Consider the following 19,280-nt stretch of genomic DNA (forward strand, 5'->3'; position numbering starts at 1 on the left):
TTGGAACCCAGCATTACATTTAACCTATTCCACAGAACTGGCTAATAATCCGCTCAACTTTACTGAAAAATACAGGTTCTGAGAATTGATTCATTGCATGGTCACAAATCTGTTGATAATTCCATGCAGTAGCTTGTGCTTCTAGCACGGCAGATTGGATGGACTCTGGCGTTTGTCGCTTGAATAAAAGACCTGTTTTTCCATGCTGTTGAGTATCCAGCACACCACCCGCGCCATAGGCGAGCACAGGCGTACCGCTAGCATTGGCTTCTACAGGAACTAACCCATAGTCCTCTAGTGCTGCAACAATGACCGATCGCGCCTTTGACATCAAATTGCATCGCTCAGCATCGCTAATATGTCCCACAAACTGGATATTGGGCAGCGCCTGAGCCTGTAACCGCTCTCGCTCAGGGCCATCCCCCGTGATCACTAAGGGTAGACCCAGCCAGTTAAAGGCTTCGATAATAACATCCACTCGCTTGTAGCGCAGTAGCCGTGCTGAAGCTAGGTAAAAGTCGCTCTTATCTGCCGAGAAGGTAAACTTCTTACTGTCGATCGGGTAATTAACGACGATCGCCCGTTTGCCGTATATCTTTTGAATGCGACGCGCCACCACGCTAGAGTTGGCTATATATAGATCAGGCTCCTGAGAATATCGCAGATCGGCTTTGCGCATCATTCGAAAGACTCGCTCAATCACGGGGTAGAAGTGGCGGTAGTCGCCATATTCTTTGAGATAAGTTTTGGTGTCCCACAAAAAGCGAGTAACGTTATGACAAAAACAAATATGCTTAGCATCCGGTCGTTTGCGTACTACTTTGGCAAAGCTGGTGCTGCTGCTAATAATTAAGTCGTAGTCCTGTAAATCTAGCGCCCGGAAAGCCGGATAGTACAGAGGCGCCATTAGCCTAAAATGCTGAGCAGCTCCAGGAATGTGCTGCAAAAAAGTAGTCTGAACCAGACGTTCTCCCAGTTCAATTGTGCGATCGCGATCGTAAAGAGAGGTAAAAATATCCGCACTGGGATATTGCTGACACAAAAGCTCGAAGACTCGCTCTGCCCCGCCTCTCTGAGTGAGATAATCATGAACTAAGGCAATCTTCATAAGTTCGCGGTTTTGACTACACGACTGAATCTAATGCTTTTGCAGAAGGATAAAAATGAATCGGTAGCTACCCCAAGATTTCTAGACCATGCTCAACACTTCTATGACTGCTCCGAGAACAATCTCTAAGAACAGTCTCCAAGAACAATCTCTGAGAGTAATCTATAGCGATCTATATTTGCAGCGACCCTGATTATAAAGACCCTGATTATCTTGATGCAGATGCAGTACAAACATCAGTCAGTTCTTAGATCTGTTGCTGGCATACAAACCTATTCAGGCTTCTTCAGGACAATCACGTAGATTTATATAAAGATTGAATAAATATTGCTAAGAGTCAATTCAGCATCGAGGCTGCATTATCGAAATAGCTTCGTCTCTACCACAAATCTTTAAAACCTGCAAAGTTCAACCTAGACACACACTTTGAAAACACATATGAATCTTTCGTAAGGAACGGTGGCAGCCATGCTGCCTTCCCTTGCATCTTCAAGCATTCCATGACAGTGTATGTACTGATAACCCTAGATAGAAGCTTATATCTTGTGGTTTCTCTTGAGGGTTGCTTTTGGGTTGTCTACCTTTTCGTCTCATTGATGCAACCTACCGAAGTGATTCTTAAGTTATTACGTCACTTTCCGGATAGTTATCGACTGAAGACGGCTAATACAGAACTAATTTTGCACGACTACGCACATCTACTATTGCACTGTTTGCAGAATTTGACAGGCATCTACCGGGCGTAGTGACTTATTCCTCTAGCATTTACTTCGCCGCTTTAAGAGATTTTCTCAGCCAAGCTGCGATCGCGCATCAACCTTTCATCCTCTCTATTACGAGCAATTAGTTCAAAGTTATCGCAAAACAGCGATCGCTTCGTTCACGCTCTAAGCAAATCTTTTAAGAGCGCCACTGAATTTTCCTGTAATCCGCAGGAAATTTATCCGGAGCACTTTAAATTTTTCTGAAGGGTCTGCTAAATACCGGGGAAGCTTTAAAGCTTCTGCTTACACTTCGGGCGCTTATATTTCGGACGCTTATACTTCGGACGCTTGCATTCGGACACATGTACACCTTCCTCAATAGGTAAGCCTTACAAAAATATGTTAGAGGCATTTCCCCCTATCCAAAATGTAATTGGATTTCCTGTAACCGCGTTACCCTTTGATGCCCAGATTAGTCTGGTGATGAAATGGGCTAGCGCTCGACTCAGTAAATATGTCTGCGTTGCCAACGTGCATATGTTAATGGAGGCTCATACTGACCCCTCATTTGCTTCGGTGTTAGAAGCAGCCGATATGGTGACTCCCGACGGTATGCCACTGGTTTGGCTAATGAAGCTAATGGGTGTACCCCATCAAGATCGAGTTGCTGGAATGGATATTTTCTTAGCCCTGTGCAAACAGGCTTCAACTGAAGGCATCAGCGTGTTTTTCCTAGGCTCTAAGCCAGATATTTTGGAGCGAATGAAAAAGAATCTCTGTGAAGAATTTCCTGAGCTTCAGGTTGCTGATATGCAGCCCTTGCCCTTTCGACCGCTCACCCTAGAGGAAGATGAGGCAATGGTACAAAAGATCAATGAGAGCGGGGCTAGACTGGTTCTAGTGTCGTTGGGCTGTCCTAAGCAAGAAATCTGGATGAATCAGCATCAGGGAAAAGTTGAGGCCGTCATGCTGGGCCTAGGAGGCGTTTTTCCAGTCTATGCGGGCATTCATAAATGGGCACCTAATTGGGTTAGGAGAGCAGGTTTAGAATGGCTCTATCGATTGCTTCAAGAACCCCGTAGGTTATGGCGGCGCTACTTTGCAACCATACCTCCTTTTCTCTATTTAGCCAGTAAACAAGTGTTAGCTAATTGGGTCAGATCTCTGCGAAAGGTGCGATCTGACTACTCGCGCTATTTATGAATGCTTAAGTTATGAATGCTTAAGCTTATGAATTCTTAAGTTTATGAATACTTGAGTTTATGAATACTTGAGTTTATGAATACTTGAGTTACCACAAATAATGGCTTTTGTTAGTTAATCTTATTATGAGTTCTTTAGTAATTTTCCTAAGAGTTGGCAATCTTTAATTGCTGATTTTTACGGGAGAGCTGTATTGTGGCGATCGCCAAGACAATCCTGAGGCTCTTGCGATTCTCATAGAATTTCTCGTGCTTTAACAAACAAATTAGCGTTTTGACGTTTTGAGTGTTGGCAAATTATTTGATATCGTCATTCTACTTTCAAGAATTGCTCAAGCTTTTTATGGAACTGATCTAAATCATTAATTTAAAGCTCATTTTAGGAAAAAATAGTGTTTAAACTTTTTAAGTTGCAAAGTTTTTTTCTACAAAACCCGGCTCCGAACTCCAAAAACATGAATGTACTGGCGGCATTGAACGACAGCTATGACTGGTGGTCTAAGCGCATTTCTTCATTACCCGCTAAAGCTATTTGGAATATTTCAAAGTCAGCTTTTGTTGAAAGAAATATTCTGTACCCACGCTATCAAAAGTATATACAGCAACATAAAAACCGTCTTCCTAAGCTTAGTGCGGCAGATACGGCGATCGTTGAAGATATTAGGCAAACAGGTATTCATGTTTCTTCTCTAAAAGCACTCAATATTCCCCATACTGAAGAGTTCTTGGCAGCCTCTGAGGCAGTTTTCCAAGCATTGGCTGAGCGCGCAGCTTTACCAGAACATGGCAGTAAACATGAAGTTTTAGCAAATACGGCTCAACTCTTGCAGCATGAGGAAATATTTCAATGGGGCTTAAGTGGGAAACTCTTAAACATCGTTGAGAATTATCTACAGCTTCCAGTGGGTTACGATGGACTTCAACTTGTACGTAGCCATGCAGATGGTAGAGAAATAGGAGTCAGAACCTGGCACAAAGATCGAGAAGATCGACGGATGCTCAAAGTCTGCGTTTATTTGAACGATGTCCAGATGGAGGGAGGCCCGTTTGAATGCTTGCAGCCAATGGTCAATACCCCTATCTACGGCTTGTTTCAGTATCAATACAAATTACTTTCTGATAAAGAATTGAAAAGCCTGTTGCCTGGGACAGAAGCTGAAGGCATCAGAACTTTAGTTGGGAGCATGGGCACCGTAATTTTTGTCGATACTGCCTTGTACTATCACCGGGGCAAACCGCCTACTCAGCATCATAGAACTGCTGTTTTTTTCAGCTACTTCAGCCGCCGTCCTCGAAATCCCTACTTTTGTCAGCGATCGCACCTCTCTCGATCAGATCTTGATTACTTAGCTCGAAATGCTTCTGCTGAAGAACGAGACTGTGTCTATTGGTTTGATCAGCTGCCCTGGTTGGCAAAGCAGATGCCTAAAAGCCAGAACTAGCAAACAGGTATTTTCTTCTCGCCATTCACTTATGGCTGTCGCCAGTTTGCTTCGGACATTTAGGGTGGGGCGCTTTGCGCCCCACCCTAAATGTCCGAAGCCCTAGCCGCCTTGGCAGTTGCTATATCCGTCACTTATCCGCAAATTTCTGCCAATTGGGGTAAAGTTGGGGTAAACGAGCCGACTGATCTCCATGCCTGCCGAAGTTGTTTTAATCAAGCATCCGTTAGTACAACACAAGCTGACCATCATGCGTCTGGTAGAAACCAATACGCAGGATTTTCGCCGTTTGCTAAAGGAAATCTCAATGCTGTTGGCTTATGAAGTGACGCGAGATTTGCCTCTGAAATTTGAGTCCATCCAAACGCCGCTTGCCGAGATGGAGGCACCCATGCTTGCCGCCGATAAAAAGATGGTGATTGTCTCAATCTTGCGGGCAGGGCAAGGTTTACTGGACGGCATGATTGAGCTGATTCCAACAGCAAAAGTAGGTCATATTGGGCTGTACCGTGAGCCGACGACGCTGATGGCGATCGAATACTACTTCAAGCTGCCACCCGACGTGGAGCAGCGCGATATGTTGGTGGTTGACCCCATGCTGGCAACCGGAAATTCTGCAGTTGCCGCAGTCGATCGCCTCAAGGAAGCCAATCCGGCATCCATCAAGTTTGTCTGTCTGTTGGCTGCTCCCGAAGGCATTGAGCATTTTCACGAGCAGCACCCCGATGTGCCCATTTTCACGGCGGCAATCGACGAAGGGCTAGATAGTCATGGCTACATCATTCCAGGCTTAGGCGATGCGGGCGATCGGCTTTATGGAACCAAGTAGTGATAAAAAAGCAATGAAGGATGCACAGCAAGCGATTACCTACCTGCGATCGGCTCAAGCTATCCGCGATCGCTGTGGTCAAATTTTTGCGCTGGCAGAAGCCGATCGGTTAGAACATTTTTGGCTAGATTTGGAGCAGATCGACCCTGTGGCAGACTATGTGCTGGACGTGATGCGATCGAACTATCCTGACTTACAGGTGCCGTTTCATAGCCGTTGGCGACATTTTGAGGCGGGTGGCATACCGCGCTTAGAGTGGCTCGACGCTCGGCTGAATGAACTTGACCCGATGGAAAAAGCAAGAGCCAAGTTTGATCTAGCCATTACCAGCGTTTTGCTAGATGCGGGAGCTGGAGCAGATTGGCAGTTCTCAGAAATCAGGACGGGGCTAACTTTAGGACGATCGGAAGGATTGGCGATCGCTAGCTTTGAACTTTTTCTGCAAGGCGGTTTTTCCAGCACTCCGGCTTGCCTCCAGGCTGATGCTGTGGGCTTGCAGAACCTTGCCGAAGCGGCTTTTATTCAGGCTTTTCAGGTGAGTCCGCACAATCCTCTGGTCGGGGTGGCAGGTCGGCTGGCGCTGATGCATCGGCTAGGAAAGGCGATCGTCCATCAGCCAGAATTATTTGGATCTCCTCCGCGTCTGGGAAATCTCGTCGATTACTTCATGCAGCAGTCCGTTAATCATCAGCTCCAGGCTCGTGCTGTATTCGCAGCTGTATTAGAGGGATTTAGCGAGATTTGGGTGGGGCGAGAGACGATCGCCGGACTCAATCTGGGAGATGTCTGGAGATACAAGACATTACCTGATCAGGGTATTGGCTCTCAGCTCGTACCCTTCCATAAGCTCTCTCAGTGGCTAACCTATTCGCTACTGGAGCCATTACAAGAATTAGGATTAGAAATCACTGATTTAGATGAACTAACTGGACTCTCTGAATACCGTAACGGTGGACTGTGTCTGGATCTAGGATTGCTTCAACCTAAGCATGAGGCAGTGATGGGTCAAGCTCATCAACCTGGCTCGGAAGTGATTGTAGAATGGCGATCGCTGACGGTCATCCTGCTCGATCGTATCGCGCAAGCCATTCGTGAAAAGCTCAATCTGGATGCCACGCAGCTGCCGCTTGCCAAGGTTTTGGAGGGAGGCACCTGGGCAGCAGGACGAAAAATTGCCGCAGAGTTGCGAGGCGGAGTGCCGCCCGTTCAAATCATTAGCGATGGCACTGTATTCTAGCAAGGCTGTATTCTAGTAAAGCTGCGTTCTACACAGAGCTGACTAGATAGAGCCGATTCTAGTCAGGCTGATCAACTCATCTGTTAACTTATTCGCATCCCTACCCCCATGACTGCCACACCTCCCGACAACTCAGACCTTCAGCCCACTGGAGACTCCGAACAAGATCTGGTGCGATCGCTTCGCCGTAAAGAGGGTAACTGGATTGCCTGGGGGCAAGCCTGCCAGCAGCTTCAAAAGCTAGGATATTCGCCCCAAAAGATTTTTGAAGAAACGGGCTTTGAGCCAATTCAGCAAAATCAGCTGATCGTTGCGGCGCAAGTCTATGGCTCAGTGGCGAGTGGCGGCGCATCTCCAGAGGTTTTAGCACGATTTGAGCGGACGGGCAGCGACTCACTCTATGAGCTGCGAATTTTGACGCAAACCGATCGCGTTGAGGCAGCAAATCTGCTTGTCGTCAAGGGCTTAGATTCTGAGGGTGCCCATGAAGTTGCCAAAGCGTTAAAAGAATATTCGCGCCTGTCGAAAAAGCCAGAAGACTTTGCCAGCTATCCCGATGATGCGGTGGCATATGCCTACTGGAAGCTGGCACGCCAGCAAGCCGATCTCCAGGCGCGATCGCGTCTCATTGCCTTGGGTTTGCGCTTTGCCCAAAGTCCCTCAGCCCGTCAGCAGATTGAAAAACTCTTGACCGATTTCACTGTAACCAAAGTCCGTCCGGCTCCCCGCATTCCTTTTTATCGTATGGAATCTGCCGACGAGCAGCCCGTGGTAATTCCAGTTGCGGGCAAGATGCCCCTCAGCACAGCCGAACTCAAAGCGGTGCCCATGGTCGAAGCGGAGGGTCTGTTTCAAATCGTTAAATTTTCGGGAGCTGGAGCCTGGGTGGCACTACCAGGATGGCAGGTTGTCTTGGGTTCCGAAGATCCGGTGATGGTGCTAATTTCGAGTGAGCAGCTACCGCGATCGCCCCTCGATGCGCCGCTGGATACGGTAGAGGAAATGCTGGTAATGGTGGATCGATCGCAGCGCCAGTGGGACAGCGAGAGCTACTTTGTCCTGGATGATGCTGGGCAACTGCGGATTGACTGGTCTGAAGATGTGCCTGAACTGACAATTTTGGGCAAAGTTGCGCTGGTTCTGCGTCCCAAAAAAGTTCTAGATGAAGACTTTAACAAGCAGCTCTGGCAGCTAGACGAGTAAATTTGGCGCTGAGCTATGGCTGTTGCCAGTTTGCTTAGGGTATTTGTGGTGGGGGCCAAGCCCTCATCACAAAAAATTATTACCCTTTGAGAACTGCCCAAACTTAAATGCGATCGGGTAATTGATTTCCAGCCGTTATCCTGATACCATATTCGGACTCTATAGGGTTAGATTTTTCTGATCCACAACCATGCCAGCAAGGTTGCAAATTAAATCAGAAGATTGCTCTCCTCTAGGGCAATTTATTCTGAAATATCTGGAAGAACAGAGCATCAGCATGAATCGTCTGGCTGATCTGTCAGGTGTGCCGCAACCTCGGCTGAGGGGGGCTTGCTTTAAGGGCACCTGTCCCACTCCTGAAACCTTGAGAAAACTCGCCAGAGTGATGGGAAAACACCATTTAGAGCTTTACACCCTGGCATATGAAGGCAGAATTGAGCAGATACCAGAAGATGCCGATGACAACTCGCTGGATATGCTGATGCGAGAGCTATTTGAGACGGCTAGAGAGATGGGACTCGCCGCTCCTAAAGTTCGACCCTCCAAGGCTAAGATCCGCAAAGCTCTTCTAGAGCTTGGTTTTTCAGTAGATATCGACGAATCTGCCTGAAGCCGCTGAATCAAACCATAAAAAAGGGAGAGGGCGATCGCCCTCTCCCTTTTCACAAGCCATCTCACTTACTTTTTGCGGTAAGGAACCGACTGCTCGATATTGATGTTCAACGCCGAGATTCTCTGAGGCGGATTGCTCCGGGGGTTAATGCTCCGCGCCATAGCCAGAAACTGATCGGGGCTGCCCGCTCTGATCTGCTTCTCTTGGGGAACGTAGCTGCGTACCGTGGTTTGCCACATCACCTGTGGGAAGCCCAACTGAGCGCGATGGTAGGCATCATAGCGGGGAGACTTGATGTTGAAAGGCAGTTCACCCTCCGATCGCCCAGGCAAAACCCGACGACGCTGGTAGGGCAGAATATCGTAGCCAAAGGCTCCCAGGTACTCATCGCTATTGAGCAGCTGATCGACAAAACCCACGATACCCTTGGTTGCTACAACGATCGACCAAGCAATCTTTTCACGTTCGCTATAAACATCACGACCTAACACACGCTGCACGGTCTGCTCTACAAAGCGGTAGTTGCTATTAAGTTCATAGAAACTGCGCTTGTAGGTGTTGGATAGCAGCAAACCCCGCACAAAATCGCGAACTGTGATTTGACCGCTACGGAGCTGAGACTCTAGAAACTTCTCCCGGTCGGCCGCGAAGGCATGGAAGAAGAACTGACGATAGGCTGCTTCAATCAGCGTATCTAGGTCTGAGGGAGAAAGCAGGTTTTCTGTAGAGTAAACTCTGGGCTGCTCATCCCCAGGTATTTCATAGCTTGCTACCCGCTGATTCTGGCTAGCAGGAGAATATTCTAAAAGAGGAATTGCCACGCTTATCAATACTCCCTTTATCTTACGGAACCTTACAAATTACTCATAACTATACGGGACAGGGGAAAGCATTATTCGATGTAGTCTGATAAAAATTACATAACTTAACAGGCTACTCATTTCACCAGGTGACCGAGCCATCTTGAATGACCGAAACGCCCCTCCAATCCAAGATTTCAGACCTCTATTTCCTACCATAAAATGCAGCACGCGATGAAATAACTTCACCTTAAAAGAGTGACTTCTTAGGAAAATTCCGGCATTGAGCCAGCAAAAAGTCGGTCTGAAGCCTGCTGTTCGCTGGCGGAATCTTGTTATTCGAAGTCTTATAAAATGAGAATACCTCTGGGTAGACACCTTAAACTCACGAACTGCGACAGAACGACTTAATTTACGCGATGTGTGACTCTTTTTCTAAAGCCCCTGATCTATGTGGGGCGAGTATCTTGCTTGACCAGATTCGTACGGGCAGGATGCCCATCACAAGATTTTTAAACCAAGTTGTACATCGCGTTAATTTTGTAATCTGCAATTCGTAACGCCACTCAGTTTTGGCAGAGAAAAAGTTGAACAATCCCTGTAATGTTGTCATCGCCATAACCTTGAGCGATCGCCTCCTGATAGACACTATGAATAGCAGTAGAGACTGGCGTTAGGGCATTGCAGGCTTGTCCAGCTTGAATCCCATAGCGTAAATCTTTCTCAACTAGCCCGATCGGAAACAGTGGCGCATGCTGATTCACCACCATCAAGCTGCCTGCTCCCTTCGCCGCTGGACTGATGACGGGTAATTCACCTAAACATTCCATTGCTTTTTGACCCGTTATGCCGTTTTTGGCTAGCATCCCGATCATTTCTGCTAAGGCTGCAACCTGGATGCTAAATAGGGCATTGACTGCAAGTTTCATGGTCATCCCTTGACCAACTGAGCCGACATGATGGATAGCTGAAGCGCCTGCGGCTAAAAGAACAGGCTGTGCTTGGGCTAGAGTTTTTGCCTCGCCCCCCACCAAATAAATCAGTTTTCCGGCTTCTGCCTGCGGACGAGAGCCAACTACAGGCGCATCCAGAAAAGCAGCTCCACGACTCTCGATTTCTGCTGCCAGGTCGCGTGTCCAATCCACCGTCAAGGTGCTGGACTCAATAGCGATCGCCTCTTTGCCCAATCCCAGCACGGCACCTGCATCGGGATCAAGCCAGACGCTTCGAGATGCCTCATTATTTGTAACCATACTGATCACAAAGTCAGCTTGCTCGGCAGCTTCTTTAGGTGTCGCGGCATAGATAGCCCCCTGACTTAGCAGAGGTTCTACCTTGGCTTCGGTGCGATTGTACACAACAACTTGATACTTAGCCTTGAGCAAGTTCTGCACCATACGAGTACCCATTGCTCCGATCCCTAAAACTGCAATCCGTTCCATAAAACTCCTCCATAAATTTTCAGCGTGGACACTCCTGTCACCCATTTTTCACATCGTGGCAAATTGTTTTTCGATCGCTTTGTGATCCTGCTTCCATGCCGTATAAAGCTGAGTAGACATAGGGTCTGGAAAGATATCTTCTTGCCCTGCTTCAATCCCCAACAGCACAGCAGTGGCAACATCGGCAGGACTCGTTTTATCAAACTCAATTTCTGCTGCCATAGCTGTATCCACAGGTCCCGGAAAAACTGCGTGAACCCTGATGCCCTTTTCAGCGACGCTAGCTCGAAGGGATTGCGTCATTGACCAAGTAGCGGCTTTGGAAGCGCTATAGGCAGATAATCCTGGCATACTGACCAGCGCTACTACTGATAAAAGGTTGACTATAGCGCCGCCCCCATTTTTCTCAATAACTGGAACAAAAGCGCGTGCCATGTTCAGAGAACCATAAAAATTAGTCTCAAACTGGCTAGCGATCGCTTCAACGGGAACATCTAGGATACTTCCAAATGTAAGAATTCCAGCGTTATTGATCAAGAGATTGACATCAGGTGCCTGAGTAGATAATTCCTTCACAAGGTCATAGTCTGTAACATCGACTTGAAGCGGAATGACCCGATGGATATCCAGCGCTGTTACCGCTGTCAAACTGCTCAGATCACGGGCGGTTGCATACACTTTCGTGACACCTGCTTCTAATAGAGCGTTGACGAATGCGTAGCCGATACCACGATTTGCGCCAGTTACCAGTGCAGTTGCATTTTGAATTTTCATCATCTTGGTGTCCCTTGAGATTGAAGAAATTGAGATTGAAGAAATTGAGATTCAAGAAATTGAGGCATTGCTCAAAACCTTGACAAAACTGTACTTGTTGCAAAGGAAGCAGTAAATACAAATTTATGAATGATTCTCGTGCATTTTTCGCATTAATTAATTCCTATTGTTGCAGGATAGCCTCTTTAAAGCGGATGAATACGGCTAATTGATGCTTATAATTCAGCAATGGATATATCGGTGCTACAACTCTTTATAGAGGTTATGAAGCAGGGCAATTTTGCTGCTGTTGCCCGCGATCGCAATCTTGACCCCTCTTCAGTTTCACGGGCGATCGCCAGTCTAGAAGCAGAGCTAGGAATCAGATTATTTCAGCGGACAACGCGCCAGTTGTCGCCCACTGAAGCAGGAAAGATTTATTTTGAGCGCATTGAGCCACTCGTCGAAGAGATGCAGCAAGCCATTGACGTAGCCGCAGACGCTTCTGGGCAGCCCAAGGGAATACTCCGCGTGACGGCTTCTGTCTCTTTTGGTCACAAGTGCATCGTGCCGTTATTGCCTCAATTTGCATCGCTCTACCCCGATCTGACAATCGATTTGCTGCTGACCGATGCCGTTGTTGATTTATTCACCGAAAGAATGGATGTGGCAATTCGCCTCGGACTCCTCGCAGATTCGACTCTGATTGCTCAACAGCTCATGCGAACGCACTATTCAGTTTGTGCCAGCCCTGAGTATCTGAAGCGATCGGGGTCACTGGAGAAACCGCTCGATGTGGAACAGCAGAACTGTTTGCTTTTCCCGCTAGCAGGCTTCCGATCGCGATGGTTATTTAAAGATCGGAATGGAGCGCTAAGTGAAGTAGCAGTCTCTGGGCGCACTCTAATTTCAAGTGGAATTGCCCTTCAGCACTGTGCGATCGCCGGGATGGGTTTAGCACTGCTTCCCAACTGGCTAATTGACGAAGATCTACAGACTGGAACTCTTATCAATGTGTTTCCAGATTACGAGGTAACGGCAACGGATTTTAGTACCGCCGCTTGGCTTGTCTATCCTTCTCGTGCCTACGTTCCCCTCAAAGTTCGAGTCTTTATTGATTTTCTGAAGCGCTCTAAGCTTACTTGCAGCTCAGCCTCCGCACCAAAAGGCTAGAGGATCTTCGGTGGGTGGGCAGTAGGGATAAAACCGTAGGCGGTTTGCCATACTGGACGGCTGCATACCCCACTCCTCAGGGGGAGGAGCAATGCCCAAACCTAAACACAAGTGAGAGAGCGATCGGGCAAACTGCGAATGGTGCCCTGGAGAACCCGCATGGGCATGGGCATATTCATGGGCAACCAACGCTAGCCAGTCCTGCGGCTGTACGCGCCCCACATCGACTAGGAGGGTGATGGGATGAGTCTGAAAATTGCAGATTCCATCTACCCCAAAACCTTGAGCCAGAGGAGCCGCAAAGATTTGAATAGCAGGCTGCTCCCAAAGATGGAAACAGTCACAACAAGCCTGAAGACAGGTTTCAAGCTGGAGATTCACCGCATCGATATGTTCACCAATCCAGGTGCAGATAGCAACGCGGCGATCTAGATCATGAACCACATTAACCATCTCTGGCTCTAGCGCTAAACCGCGCACTCCATACAGGTAGTCCAGCCCGCGAGTGAAGGGGTTAGCGCTAGTTGTGATAATCAGCCTATCTGTCAAGGTGTTTGCCCAAGATTTACCCGATCGCTTTCTACCCAGTAACTCAACTGCCTCGTCATTCAACCGCCAAACAAGGAGAAGTATTTTGCAGGTTCAGTAGCACTTTTGTCTGAAGTCTCTTCCGGATCTTCTGCCACCCGAAATTCAGTACAGAACGTTGCGGTGCTAAAGCCGCCAAACCGCTTGACGGTGCTGGTGCGCATCCTCAGATTAGGGCTAGGAAACCAGAATCGCTCAACTGAACTCATGGTTTCGTAGTCAGTTGTCAGAACCAACCCGTCTTCCTCATCCATGTGATAGTGCCCTGCAACAGGGACAATCTCAGCATAGCCGCGTTCGCGTAGCATAGTGCCCTGCCGAGGCTGCGTCGGATCAGGAATCAGAGCAAAGACTGTAGTTCCTTCGTGATTTTCATCCGCCTTGTCCCAGCCCATTGAGCCTTGCCAAGCAACAAATGCTCCGCCGATCGCTAATTGAGGATCAACCTCATGGAGCTGACAGATTTCAACCACTTGAGGATGATCGGCAGCAAGCGCCTCAACTCGAATCTCGGACTCTCCGGCTTCAGAGCGTCTGAAGGCAAGGTGATGGGTGGTTCGCTGCGATCGCCACTTCCCTGTACTTAGCTGAAAGAACTCCATTACATCCATATCAAACTTGGCTCTAAAGAACAGTATTTCTATTGTGACGCTAACTGTTCCGCCTGGGAGCTATTGCCTGGGATGGTGGCGATCGCATACTTCAGCGACTCCAGCTCCATTATTCGGAAGTGTATAAATCGGCTCACTTGTCAAACAGATGTAATTTTTGTTAATCTACTATTGTCAAAGTCAAGCTAAAAAATATAGATAAGTTCAATCTCTTAAAGCCCTGAAATATAAACACTACAAGTCTTTTTAAGAGACCAACTGAGAGCAAAGATTCAACCTCTGGGGTATGTAATCTTTCTTAACCTTGAGATACAAAGTATAGAGAAGCCTAATGTTGTTGAACAACGGAGTGCGAATACTATGGACATCCCGATAGGTCTTAATCTAGAGCAGGAATTTACCCTGAGAACCTATAAAGAGCAGGTTAAAAAGCTCAGCACTGAAGAATCCCAGGAATATCTTCTAGAGGTGCTAAGGCAATTAATGATCAAAGAAAATATGATCAAGCATTTAATTAAGCAAGCCTAGACTTAACTTAGGGCAAAGCCTTGAGGCGTAAAGCTTTGAGCTTGCTGAGAACGCAGAAAATACACCCGACAACAGGGTATCATCCCCCGTCAGAATCAGCCTGATGGGGGATTGTTTTTTGAATATTAAGGATTATTGCTTAGTTTCTCATAACTGGGACTTGCACCCCCACCGTCTCCTATCTTCTAAATTGTCCTGTTTGATACAACGACGTTTGATCCGACAGACCTTGTTTAACGAATTTTGTTTAAGCAAGTAATACCGATTTACAGATCACCAATTTTTAAGGAGAGCGAAATGCTTGACGCTTTTTCTAGAGCTGTAGTTGCAGCAGATGCCAGCACCTCCACCGTGTCTGACATTGCAGGTCTAAAGAAGTTTGTTGCTGAAGGCAACAAGCGCTTGGATGCTGTGAACGCGATCGCCAGCAACGCCAGCTGCATGGTTTCTGATGCTGTTGCAGGCATGATTTGTGAGAACCAAGGTTTGATTCAAGCGGGCGGCAACTGCTATCCCAACCGTCGCATGGCTGCCTGCCTACGTGATGCTGAAATCATCCTGCGCTATGTCACCTACGCTCTGTTGGCAGGTGATGCTTCAGTGTTGGACGATCGCTGCCTCAATGGATTGAAAGAAACCTATGCTGCTTTGGGCGTACCCACCACTTCAACCGTGCGTGCTGTTCAAATCATGAAGGCTCAGGCTGCTGCTCACATTCAAGACAACCCCAGCGAAGCTTTTGCAGGTGCTAAGCTCCGCAAAATGGGCACCATTGTGACCGAAGATCGTTGCGCTAGCTTGGTTGCTGAAGCTTCCAGCTACTTCGATCGCGTAATTTCGGCTCTGAGCTAATCAATCGCCCACGCGATTCGCTCAGGAAGATTGAAGCTTACAGTCAAAATTCATTTGGGAGATTTAAAACATGAAATCAGTTGTTACCACGGTTATCGCATCAGCAGATGCAGCCGGCCGTTTTCCTACCACGTCTGATCTAGAGTCCGTTCAAGGTTCTATCCAACGCGCCACCGCTCGTTTGGAAGCTGCTGAAAAGCTAGCGGGCAACATTGATGCAGTAGCGACCGAAGCTTACAATGCTTGCATTAAGAAGTATCCTTACCTGAACAATGCAGGTGAAGCGAACTCCACCGATACTTTCAAGTCCAAGTGCGCTCGTGATATCAAGCACTACATGCGCTTGATCCAGTACAGCTTGGTTGTCGGCGGTACCGGACCTCTAGATGAGTGGGGCATTGCAGGTCAGCGTGAAGTTTACCGCGCTTTGAGCCTACCTACTGCTCCTTACGTTGAAGCTCTGAGCTTTGCTCGCAACCGTGGCTGCGCACCCCGCGATATGTCTCCTCAAGCTCTAACCGAGTACAACGCTCTGTTGGACTATGCAATCAACTCGCTATCCTAGTTGAGTGATTCTGGTGGAATGACTCTGGCACGACTTGAACACTTTGCACAACCGCATTGCAAGGCTTTTAATTTCGTAACAGGATAAATTCCTCCCCAGCAAACCTGGGGGTTCTTAGCTCTTTGCTTGACTTGTTTAGGTTAAGTAATTGCGCAGAATCTCCAGGTTTGCTCTGTCTTGAGCGCTTGCTTTAACAAACATTCTCTAAAGATTCTAATCTGCAAGAAATCTAAATTTGGATACTGGTATTCATGTGATGATTTTTCATGGGGTGAACTTCGCCCACCCCATAAAAATCATCACATTTCGAGGACCACCACAATTTGCTTTATGGATAAACGCTTTTTTAAACTTTTTAATCTGACGGAAGATCAGGCGATCGCCCTTTTAGACACGCCTCAAGATCAAATCGGTGAAGAGGATTCGCGCTATATTGCAGCTTCCCATTTGGTGAATTTCCCTACAGAGCGATCGGTTCAGGCGTTGATGAGAGCCGTGCAGCAAACCGATTCGGCGCTAGATAACCGGATTGTTCGTCGCAAGTCGGTCGAGACTTTGGGCTGGCTAGAGGCACCCCAGGCACTGCCGCTAATTCATACCTGTTTAGCAGATGATGACTGCTACATGGTAGAAAATGCGGTCTGGGCGATCGGCGAAATTGGCACCCAAGATCCCGATATTCTGGAAGATGTGGCAAAGCTGCTAGACAGGCCGGGACAAACCTATCGGGTGATCATTCACACGCTGGCAAAGCTCAACTATCACCCTGCCCTAGAGCGCATTCGCAAATTTGTTCAGGATGCCGATCCGCCGACGGCTAGTGCAGCGATCACAGCGGTCTGTCGCTTCACCCAAGATTTTTCCCAGATGGATAAAGTGGTAGCAATGTTGCAACACCCAAATGTGCTGGCGCGGCGTTTGTCCATCCAAGATCTGATTGATGCCCATTACTACGACGCGATTCCTAACATTGCTCGATGTCCAGTGTCTCTGGTGTTTCGGCTGCGCGGCATTCGGATGCTGGTCGAGGGATCTGAGGGAGCGATCGCCTTCCCAGCAATTCAGCCCTACCTAGAACAAACGCTATACGATCATCCGAAAGATTTGGATCTGGTGCATCGATACGATCGAATTCCCGACCTTCCCGATCTGATCCGAGGGCTGTACGAAACGGACTTTGGGCGTTGCTATCTGGCGGTCAAAACCATTCTGGAGCATTACGCAGAGGCGGCTCCGGCGGCGCTGTTTGCTGCCTATGAAGAAGCCGTTCAGGACTATGGAGCGCATTTCCATGTCGTCAAGCTGTTGGGCTGGTTGAAACAGGCTCCGGCTTACGATCTGCTAGTGGAATCCTTGCACAATACTCAGCCTCAGTTTCAAAAGTCGCGTGCTGGAGCTGCGATCGCTCTAGGGGAACTCGGCGATCCACGAGCCGTTCCTGAACTGCAAAGCTGCCTAGAAACCAAAATCTGGGATCTAAAATATGCGGCGCTAATGTCTCTGGAAAAGCTGGGGAATAGCACCTATGAGCCATTTATAGATGACACTGACTGGTTTATTCGAGAGAAAGCGCAAATTCATACAAATTCGCGGCTCTAATATCAAAATTGTTAACCTTCTAAATCTCCTATGTCTACAGAAGAACTTTTTCAACAGCTCAAGCATCCCAACCCGCACTTGCGCGATCGCGCCATGTGGGAACTGGCTGAAAACCCAGACGAAACCACCATTCCTCGGCTGATGAGTATCTTAGATGAAGACGATACTACCTACCGTCGGGCGGCAGTGAAAACTTTGGGCGCGATCGGATTTGATGCCATTCCGCCGCTGGTAGAGGCGCTGCTGAAGAGCAAGAATGTTACGGTACGGGGCAGCGCTGCCAAGGCTCTAGCGCAGGTTGCCATCAATCATCCAGAGACACCCTTCCCAGAGGAAGCTGTGCAGGGTTTGAAAACGGCGCTCAATGATGCAAACCCTGTGGTCCATATTGCAGCTGTGATGGCGTTGGGTGAGATTGGCACTCCGGTTGTCCCTGTGCTGATTGAAGCGCTGCAAACCACCGATAATCCGGCTTTAGGGATCTCGCTGGTTAATGCCCTTGGATCGATCGGCGATAGTCGAGGGGTAGAGGTACTAAAAGCTCTAATCAATGATGAATCTGCTGATTCTTACGTGCGAGAATCAGCTGCTAGCTCTCTGTCTCGTTTAGAACAGATGGTGAAGTTTAAGGGAGGATAGAAGGTAGTGTTTTAGAGAGTTGAAACACGATCCCCTGCACCTCTTACCAAAGCTCATGTCAGATTCTCAACCCAATTCCCACCTTAATCCTCAGAAAATCAGCGCGGCAGTTGCCCGACTGTATGACACCTATCCCTTTCCGCCAGAGCCACTGTTAGATGAGCCACCTCCGGGCTATAACTGGCGCTGGAACTGGCTGGCGGCATCTAATTTTTGCACCGGACGAAAGCCTGCTCGACAGAATATCCGAATTCTGGATGCGGGATGCGGCACGGGCGTGGGAACCGAGTATCTGGTGCATCTCAACCCTGAAGCTGAAGTGGTAGGGATTGACTTGAGTGCTGGAGCCTTGGCGGTAGCAAAAGAGCGCTGCCAAAAGAGCGGGGCATCGCGGGTCGAGTTTCATCACCTCAGTCTATTTGATGTGGAGAGGCTGCCCGGTGAATTTGAGCTGATTAACTGCGTTGGGGTCTTACACCATACGCCTGATCCGATTCGCGGCATTCAGGCTTTGGCAAAAAAGCTGGCTCCGGGGGGCATCCTGCACATCTTTGTGTATGGCGAACTAGGACGCTGGGAGATTCAATTAATGCAAGAGGCGATCGCACTCCTTCAAGGCGATCGGCGGGGTGACTATACGGATGGCGTTCAGGTCGGACGGCAGATTTTTGCGGCGCTGCCAGAAAATAATCGGCTCCGCCAACGGGAAACCGAGCGCTGGTCTTGGGAAAATCAGCGAGATGGCTACTTTGCCGATATGTATGTGCATCCGCAAGAAATTGACTACAACATCAATACCGTGTTTGAGTTGATTGACGCATCCGGTTTAGAGTTTATTGACTTTTCTAATCCGCAGGTGTGGCAATTGGCGCGGTTAATTGGTCAGAACCCCGAATTAATAGAGCGGGCAAAATTGCTGAGCGATCGCCAGCGCTATCGATTAATTGAACTTCTTGATCCCCAGGCGATTACCCACTATGAGTTTTTCCTAGGACGCAGCCCGATCGATAGAGAAGATTGGCGGGGAGATGATCGCCTCCTCTCTGCGGTACCCGAACCGAGTCCCTGTATTCATAGCTGGCAGGACAGTCGGCAGTTCTTTAACCCCGACTATCAAATTGTCAGCATTGAAGAAGCTGAATGGCAGTTTTTACTAGCCTGTGACGGCAATCAGACGGCACGAAAAACCGTTCGTGAGATTTTGCAGAGTCATGAAACTTTACAGACTGTAGGGTTGGAAGAGGTGCGATCGCTCCAAAGACAGCAGCTCATTCTTCTAACACCTGCCTAGACTCAAATATCTTTGAGTGGTATGCAGTTAATGATTTTTTGTGGTGTGGGCTTTTCCCACACCACAAAAAATCATTAACTCTTAAGGACTACCTACCTTTA

The 19,280-nt window shown here is 48.1% G+C and carries 19 protein-coding genes; 13 read left to right on the plus strand and 6 right to left on the minus strand.

From position 1 onward, the window contains the following. Nucleotides 1-19 precede the first annotated feature (19 nt). Nucleotides 20-1,108 carry a glycosyltransferase gene (locus AC5JMP_RS16895; protein WP_495852651.1) on the minus strand — a complete coding sequence of 363 codons (1,089 nt, stop codon included), beginning with the start codon at nucleotides 1,106-1,108 and terminating at the stop codon, nucleotides 20-22. A gap of 1,103 nt (nucleotides 1,109-2,211) precedes the next feature. Here AC5JMP_RS16895 and AC5JMP_RS16900 point away from each other — a divergent pair. From AC5JMP_RS16900 to AC5JMP_RS16925, 6 genes are all read left to right on the plus strand, one after another. After that, on the plus strand, nucleotides 2,212-3,015 hold the full coding sequence (locus tag AC5JMP_RS16900; RefSeq protein ID WP_495852652.1) for a WecB/TagA/CpsF family glycosyltransferase: 804 nt from the start codon (nucleotides 2,212-2,214) through the stop codon (nucleotides 3,013-3,015). A 391-nt stretch (nucleotides 3,016-3,406) separates the two neighbouring features. Beyond that, nucleotides 3,407-4,456, plus strand: coding sequence for a hypothetical protein (locus AC5JMP_RS16905; protein WP_495852653.1), 1,050 nt, complete (start codon nucleotides 3,407-3,409; stop codon nucleotides 4,454-4,456). Nucleotides 4,457-4,649: 193 nt separating this feature from the next. Then, complete coding sequence (gene upp, locus AC5JMP_RS16910; protein ID WP_495852654.1) at nucleotides 4,650-5,285, plus strand: uracil phosphoribosyltransferase; 636 nt, start codon at nucleotides 4,650-4,652, stop codon at nucleotides 5,283-5,285. Then, nucleotides 5,272-6,522 (plus strand): URC4/urg3 family protein, encoded by a 1,251-nt coding sequence (locus tag AC5JMP_RS16915; protein WP_495852655.1) that lies wholly within the window; start codon nucleotides 5,272-5,274, stop codon nucleotides 6,520-6,522. Before upp ends, AC5JMP_RS16915 begins: the two co-directional genes overlap by 14 nt. 108 nt (nucleotides 6,523-6,630) lie before the next feature. Next, nucleotides 6,631-7,725, plus strand: a complete 1,095-nt coding sequence (locus tag AC5JMP_RS16920) for a RuBisCO accumulation factor 1 (protein WP_495852656.1) — start codon at nucleotides 6,631-6,633, stop codon at nucleotides 7,723-7,725. Between the two features lie 190 nt (nucleotides 7,726-7,915). Beyond that, nucleotides 7,916-8,335 (plus strand): helix-turn-helix domain-containing protein, encoded by a 420-nt coding sequence (locus tag AC5JMP_RS16925; RefSeq protein ID WP_495852657.1) that lies wholly within the window; start codon nucleotides 7,916-7,918, stop codon nucleotides 8,333-8,335. Between the two features lie 68 nt (nucleotides 8,336-8,403). Here AC5JMP_RS16925 and AC5JMP_RS16930 read toward each other — a convergent pair whose 3' ends face one another. The 3 genes from AC5JMP_RS16930 to AC5JMP_RS16940 all read right to left on the minus strand — a co-directional run bounded on the left by AC5JMP_RS16930 (nucleotide 8,404) and on the right by AC5JMP_RS16940 (nucleotide 11,357). Continuing rightward, nucleotides 8,404-9,159, minus strand: coding sequence for a phycobilisome rod-core linker polypeptide (locus tag AC5JMP_RS16930; protein ID WP_495852658.1), 756 nt, complete (start codon nucleotides 9,157-9,159; stop codon nucleotides 8,404-8,406). 545 nt (nucleotides 9,160-9,704) lie between these two features. After that, entirely contained in the window at nucleotides 9,705-10,580 is an 876-nt protein-coding gene (locus AC5JMP_RS16935) for an NAD(P)-dependent oxidoreductase (protein ID WP_495852659.1), read from the minus strand. Nucleotides 10,581-10,628: 48 nt separating this feature from the next. Next, the gene (locus tag AC5JMP_RS16940; RefSeq protein ID WP_495852660.1) at nucleotides 10,629-11,357 is read right to left on the minus strand and encodes an SDR family oxidoreductase; all 729 of its coding nucleotides are present in this window, start codon (nucleotides 11,355-11,357) and stop codon (nucleotides 10,629-10,631) included. Between the two features lie 225 nt (nucleotides 11,358-11,582). Here AC5JMP_RS16940 and AC5JMP_RS16945 point away from each other — a divergent pair, with 225 nt between their 5' ends. Next, nucleotides 11,583-12,506 (plus strand): LysR family transcriptional regulator, encoded by a 924-nt coding sequence (locus AC5JMP_RS16945; protein ID WP_495852661.1) that lies wholly within the window; start codon nucleotides 11,583-11,585, stop codon nucleotides 12,504-12,506. Here the strand turns inward: AC5JMP_RS16945 and AC5JMP_RS16950 are convergent. Then, nucleotides 12,483-13,118: a hypothetical protein gene (locus tag AC5JMP_RS16950; protein ID WP_495852662.1), complete on the minus strand. Its 636-nt coding sequence runs from the start codon at nucleotides 13,116-13,118 to the stop codon at nucleotides 12,483-12,485. The two genes, AC5JMP_RS16945 and AC5JMP_RS16950, sit on opposite strands and share 24 nt — an antisense overlap. Then, a complete protein-coding gene (locus AC5JMP_RS16955) occupies nucleotides 13,115-13,705 on the minus strand; it encodes a phycobiliprotein lyase (protein WP_495852663.1) in 591 nt (196 codons plus the stop codon). The genes AC5JMP_RS16950 and AC5JMP_RS16955 overlap by 4 nt, the downstream gene beginning before the upstream one ends. Nucleotides 13,706-14,065: 360 nt before the next feature. Between AC5JMP_RS16955 and AC5JMP_RS16960 the strand changes: the two genes are divergently transcribed. From AC5JMP_RS16960 to AC5JMP_RS16985, 6 genes are all read left to right on the plus strand, one after another. Beyond that, nucleotides 14,066-14,233, plus strand: coding sequence for an NblA/ycf18 family protein (locus AC5JMP_RS16960; protein ID WP_495852664.1), 168 nt, complete (start codon nucleotides 14,066-14,068; stop codon nucleotides 14,231-14,233). 297 nt (nucleotides 14,234-14,530) lie between these two features. After that, on the plus strand, nucleotides 14,531-15,085 hold the full coding sequence (gene cpeB, locus AC5JMP_RS16965) for a phycoerythrin subunit beta (protein ID WP_495852665.1): 555 nt from the start codon (nucleotides 14,531-14,533) through the stop codon (nucleotides 15,083-15,085). Between the two features lie 70 nt (nucleotides 15,086-15,155). Next, a complete protein-coding gene (gene cpeA / locus AC5JMP_RS16970; protein ID WP_495852666.1) occupies nucleotides 15,156-15,650 on the plus strand; it encodes a C-phycoerythrin subunit alpha in 495 nt (164 codons plus the stop codon). 330 nt (nucleotides 15,651-15,980) lie between these two features. Then, nucleotides 15,981-17,249, plus strand: coding sequence for a C-phycoerythrin alpha-cysteine-82 phycoerythrobilin lyase CpeY (cpeY, locus tag AC5JMP_RS16975; RefSeq protein WP_495852667.1), 1,269 nt, complete (start codon nucleotides 15,981-15,983; stop codon nucleotides 17,247-17,249). 30 nt (nucleotides 17,250-17,279) lie between these two features. After that, complete coding sequence (locus AC5JMP_RS16980) at nucleotides 17,280-17,888, plus strand: HEAT repeat domain-containing protein (protein WP_495852668.1); 609 nt, start codon at nucleotides 17,280-17,282, stop codon at nucleotides 17,886-17,888. Between the two features lie 55 nt (nucleotides 17,889-17,943). Continuing rightward, nucleotides 17,944-19,179, plus strand: a complete 1,236-nt coding sequence (locus tag AC5JMP_RS16985; protein ID WP_495852669.1) for a class I SAM-dependent methyltransferase — start codon at nucleotides 17,944-17,946, stop codon at nucleotides 19,177-19,179. Nucleotides 19,180-19,280 lie beyond the last annotated feature (101 nt).

This window comes from Drouetiella sp. (assembly GCF_059504425.1).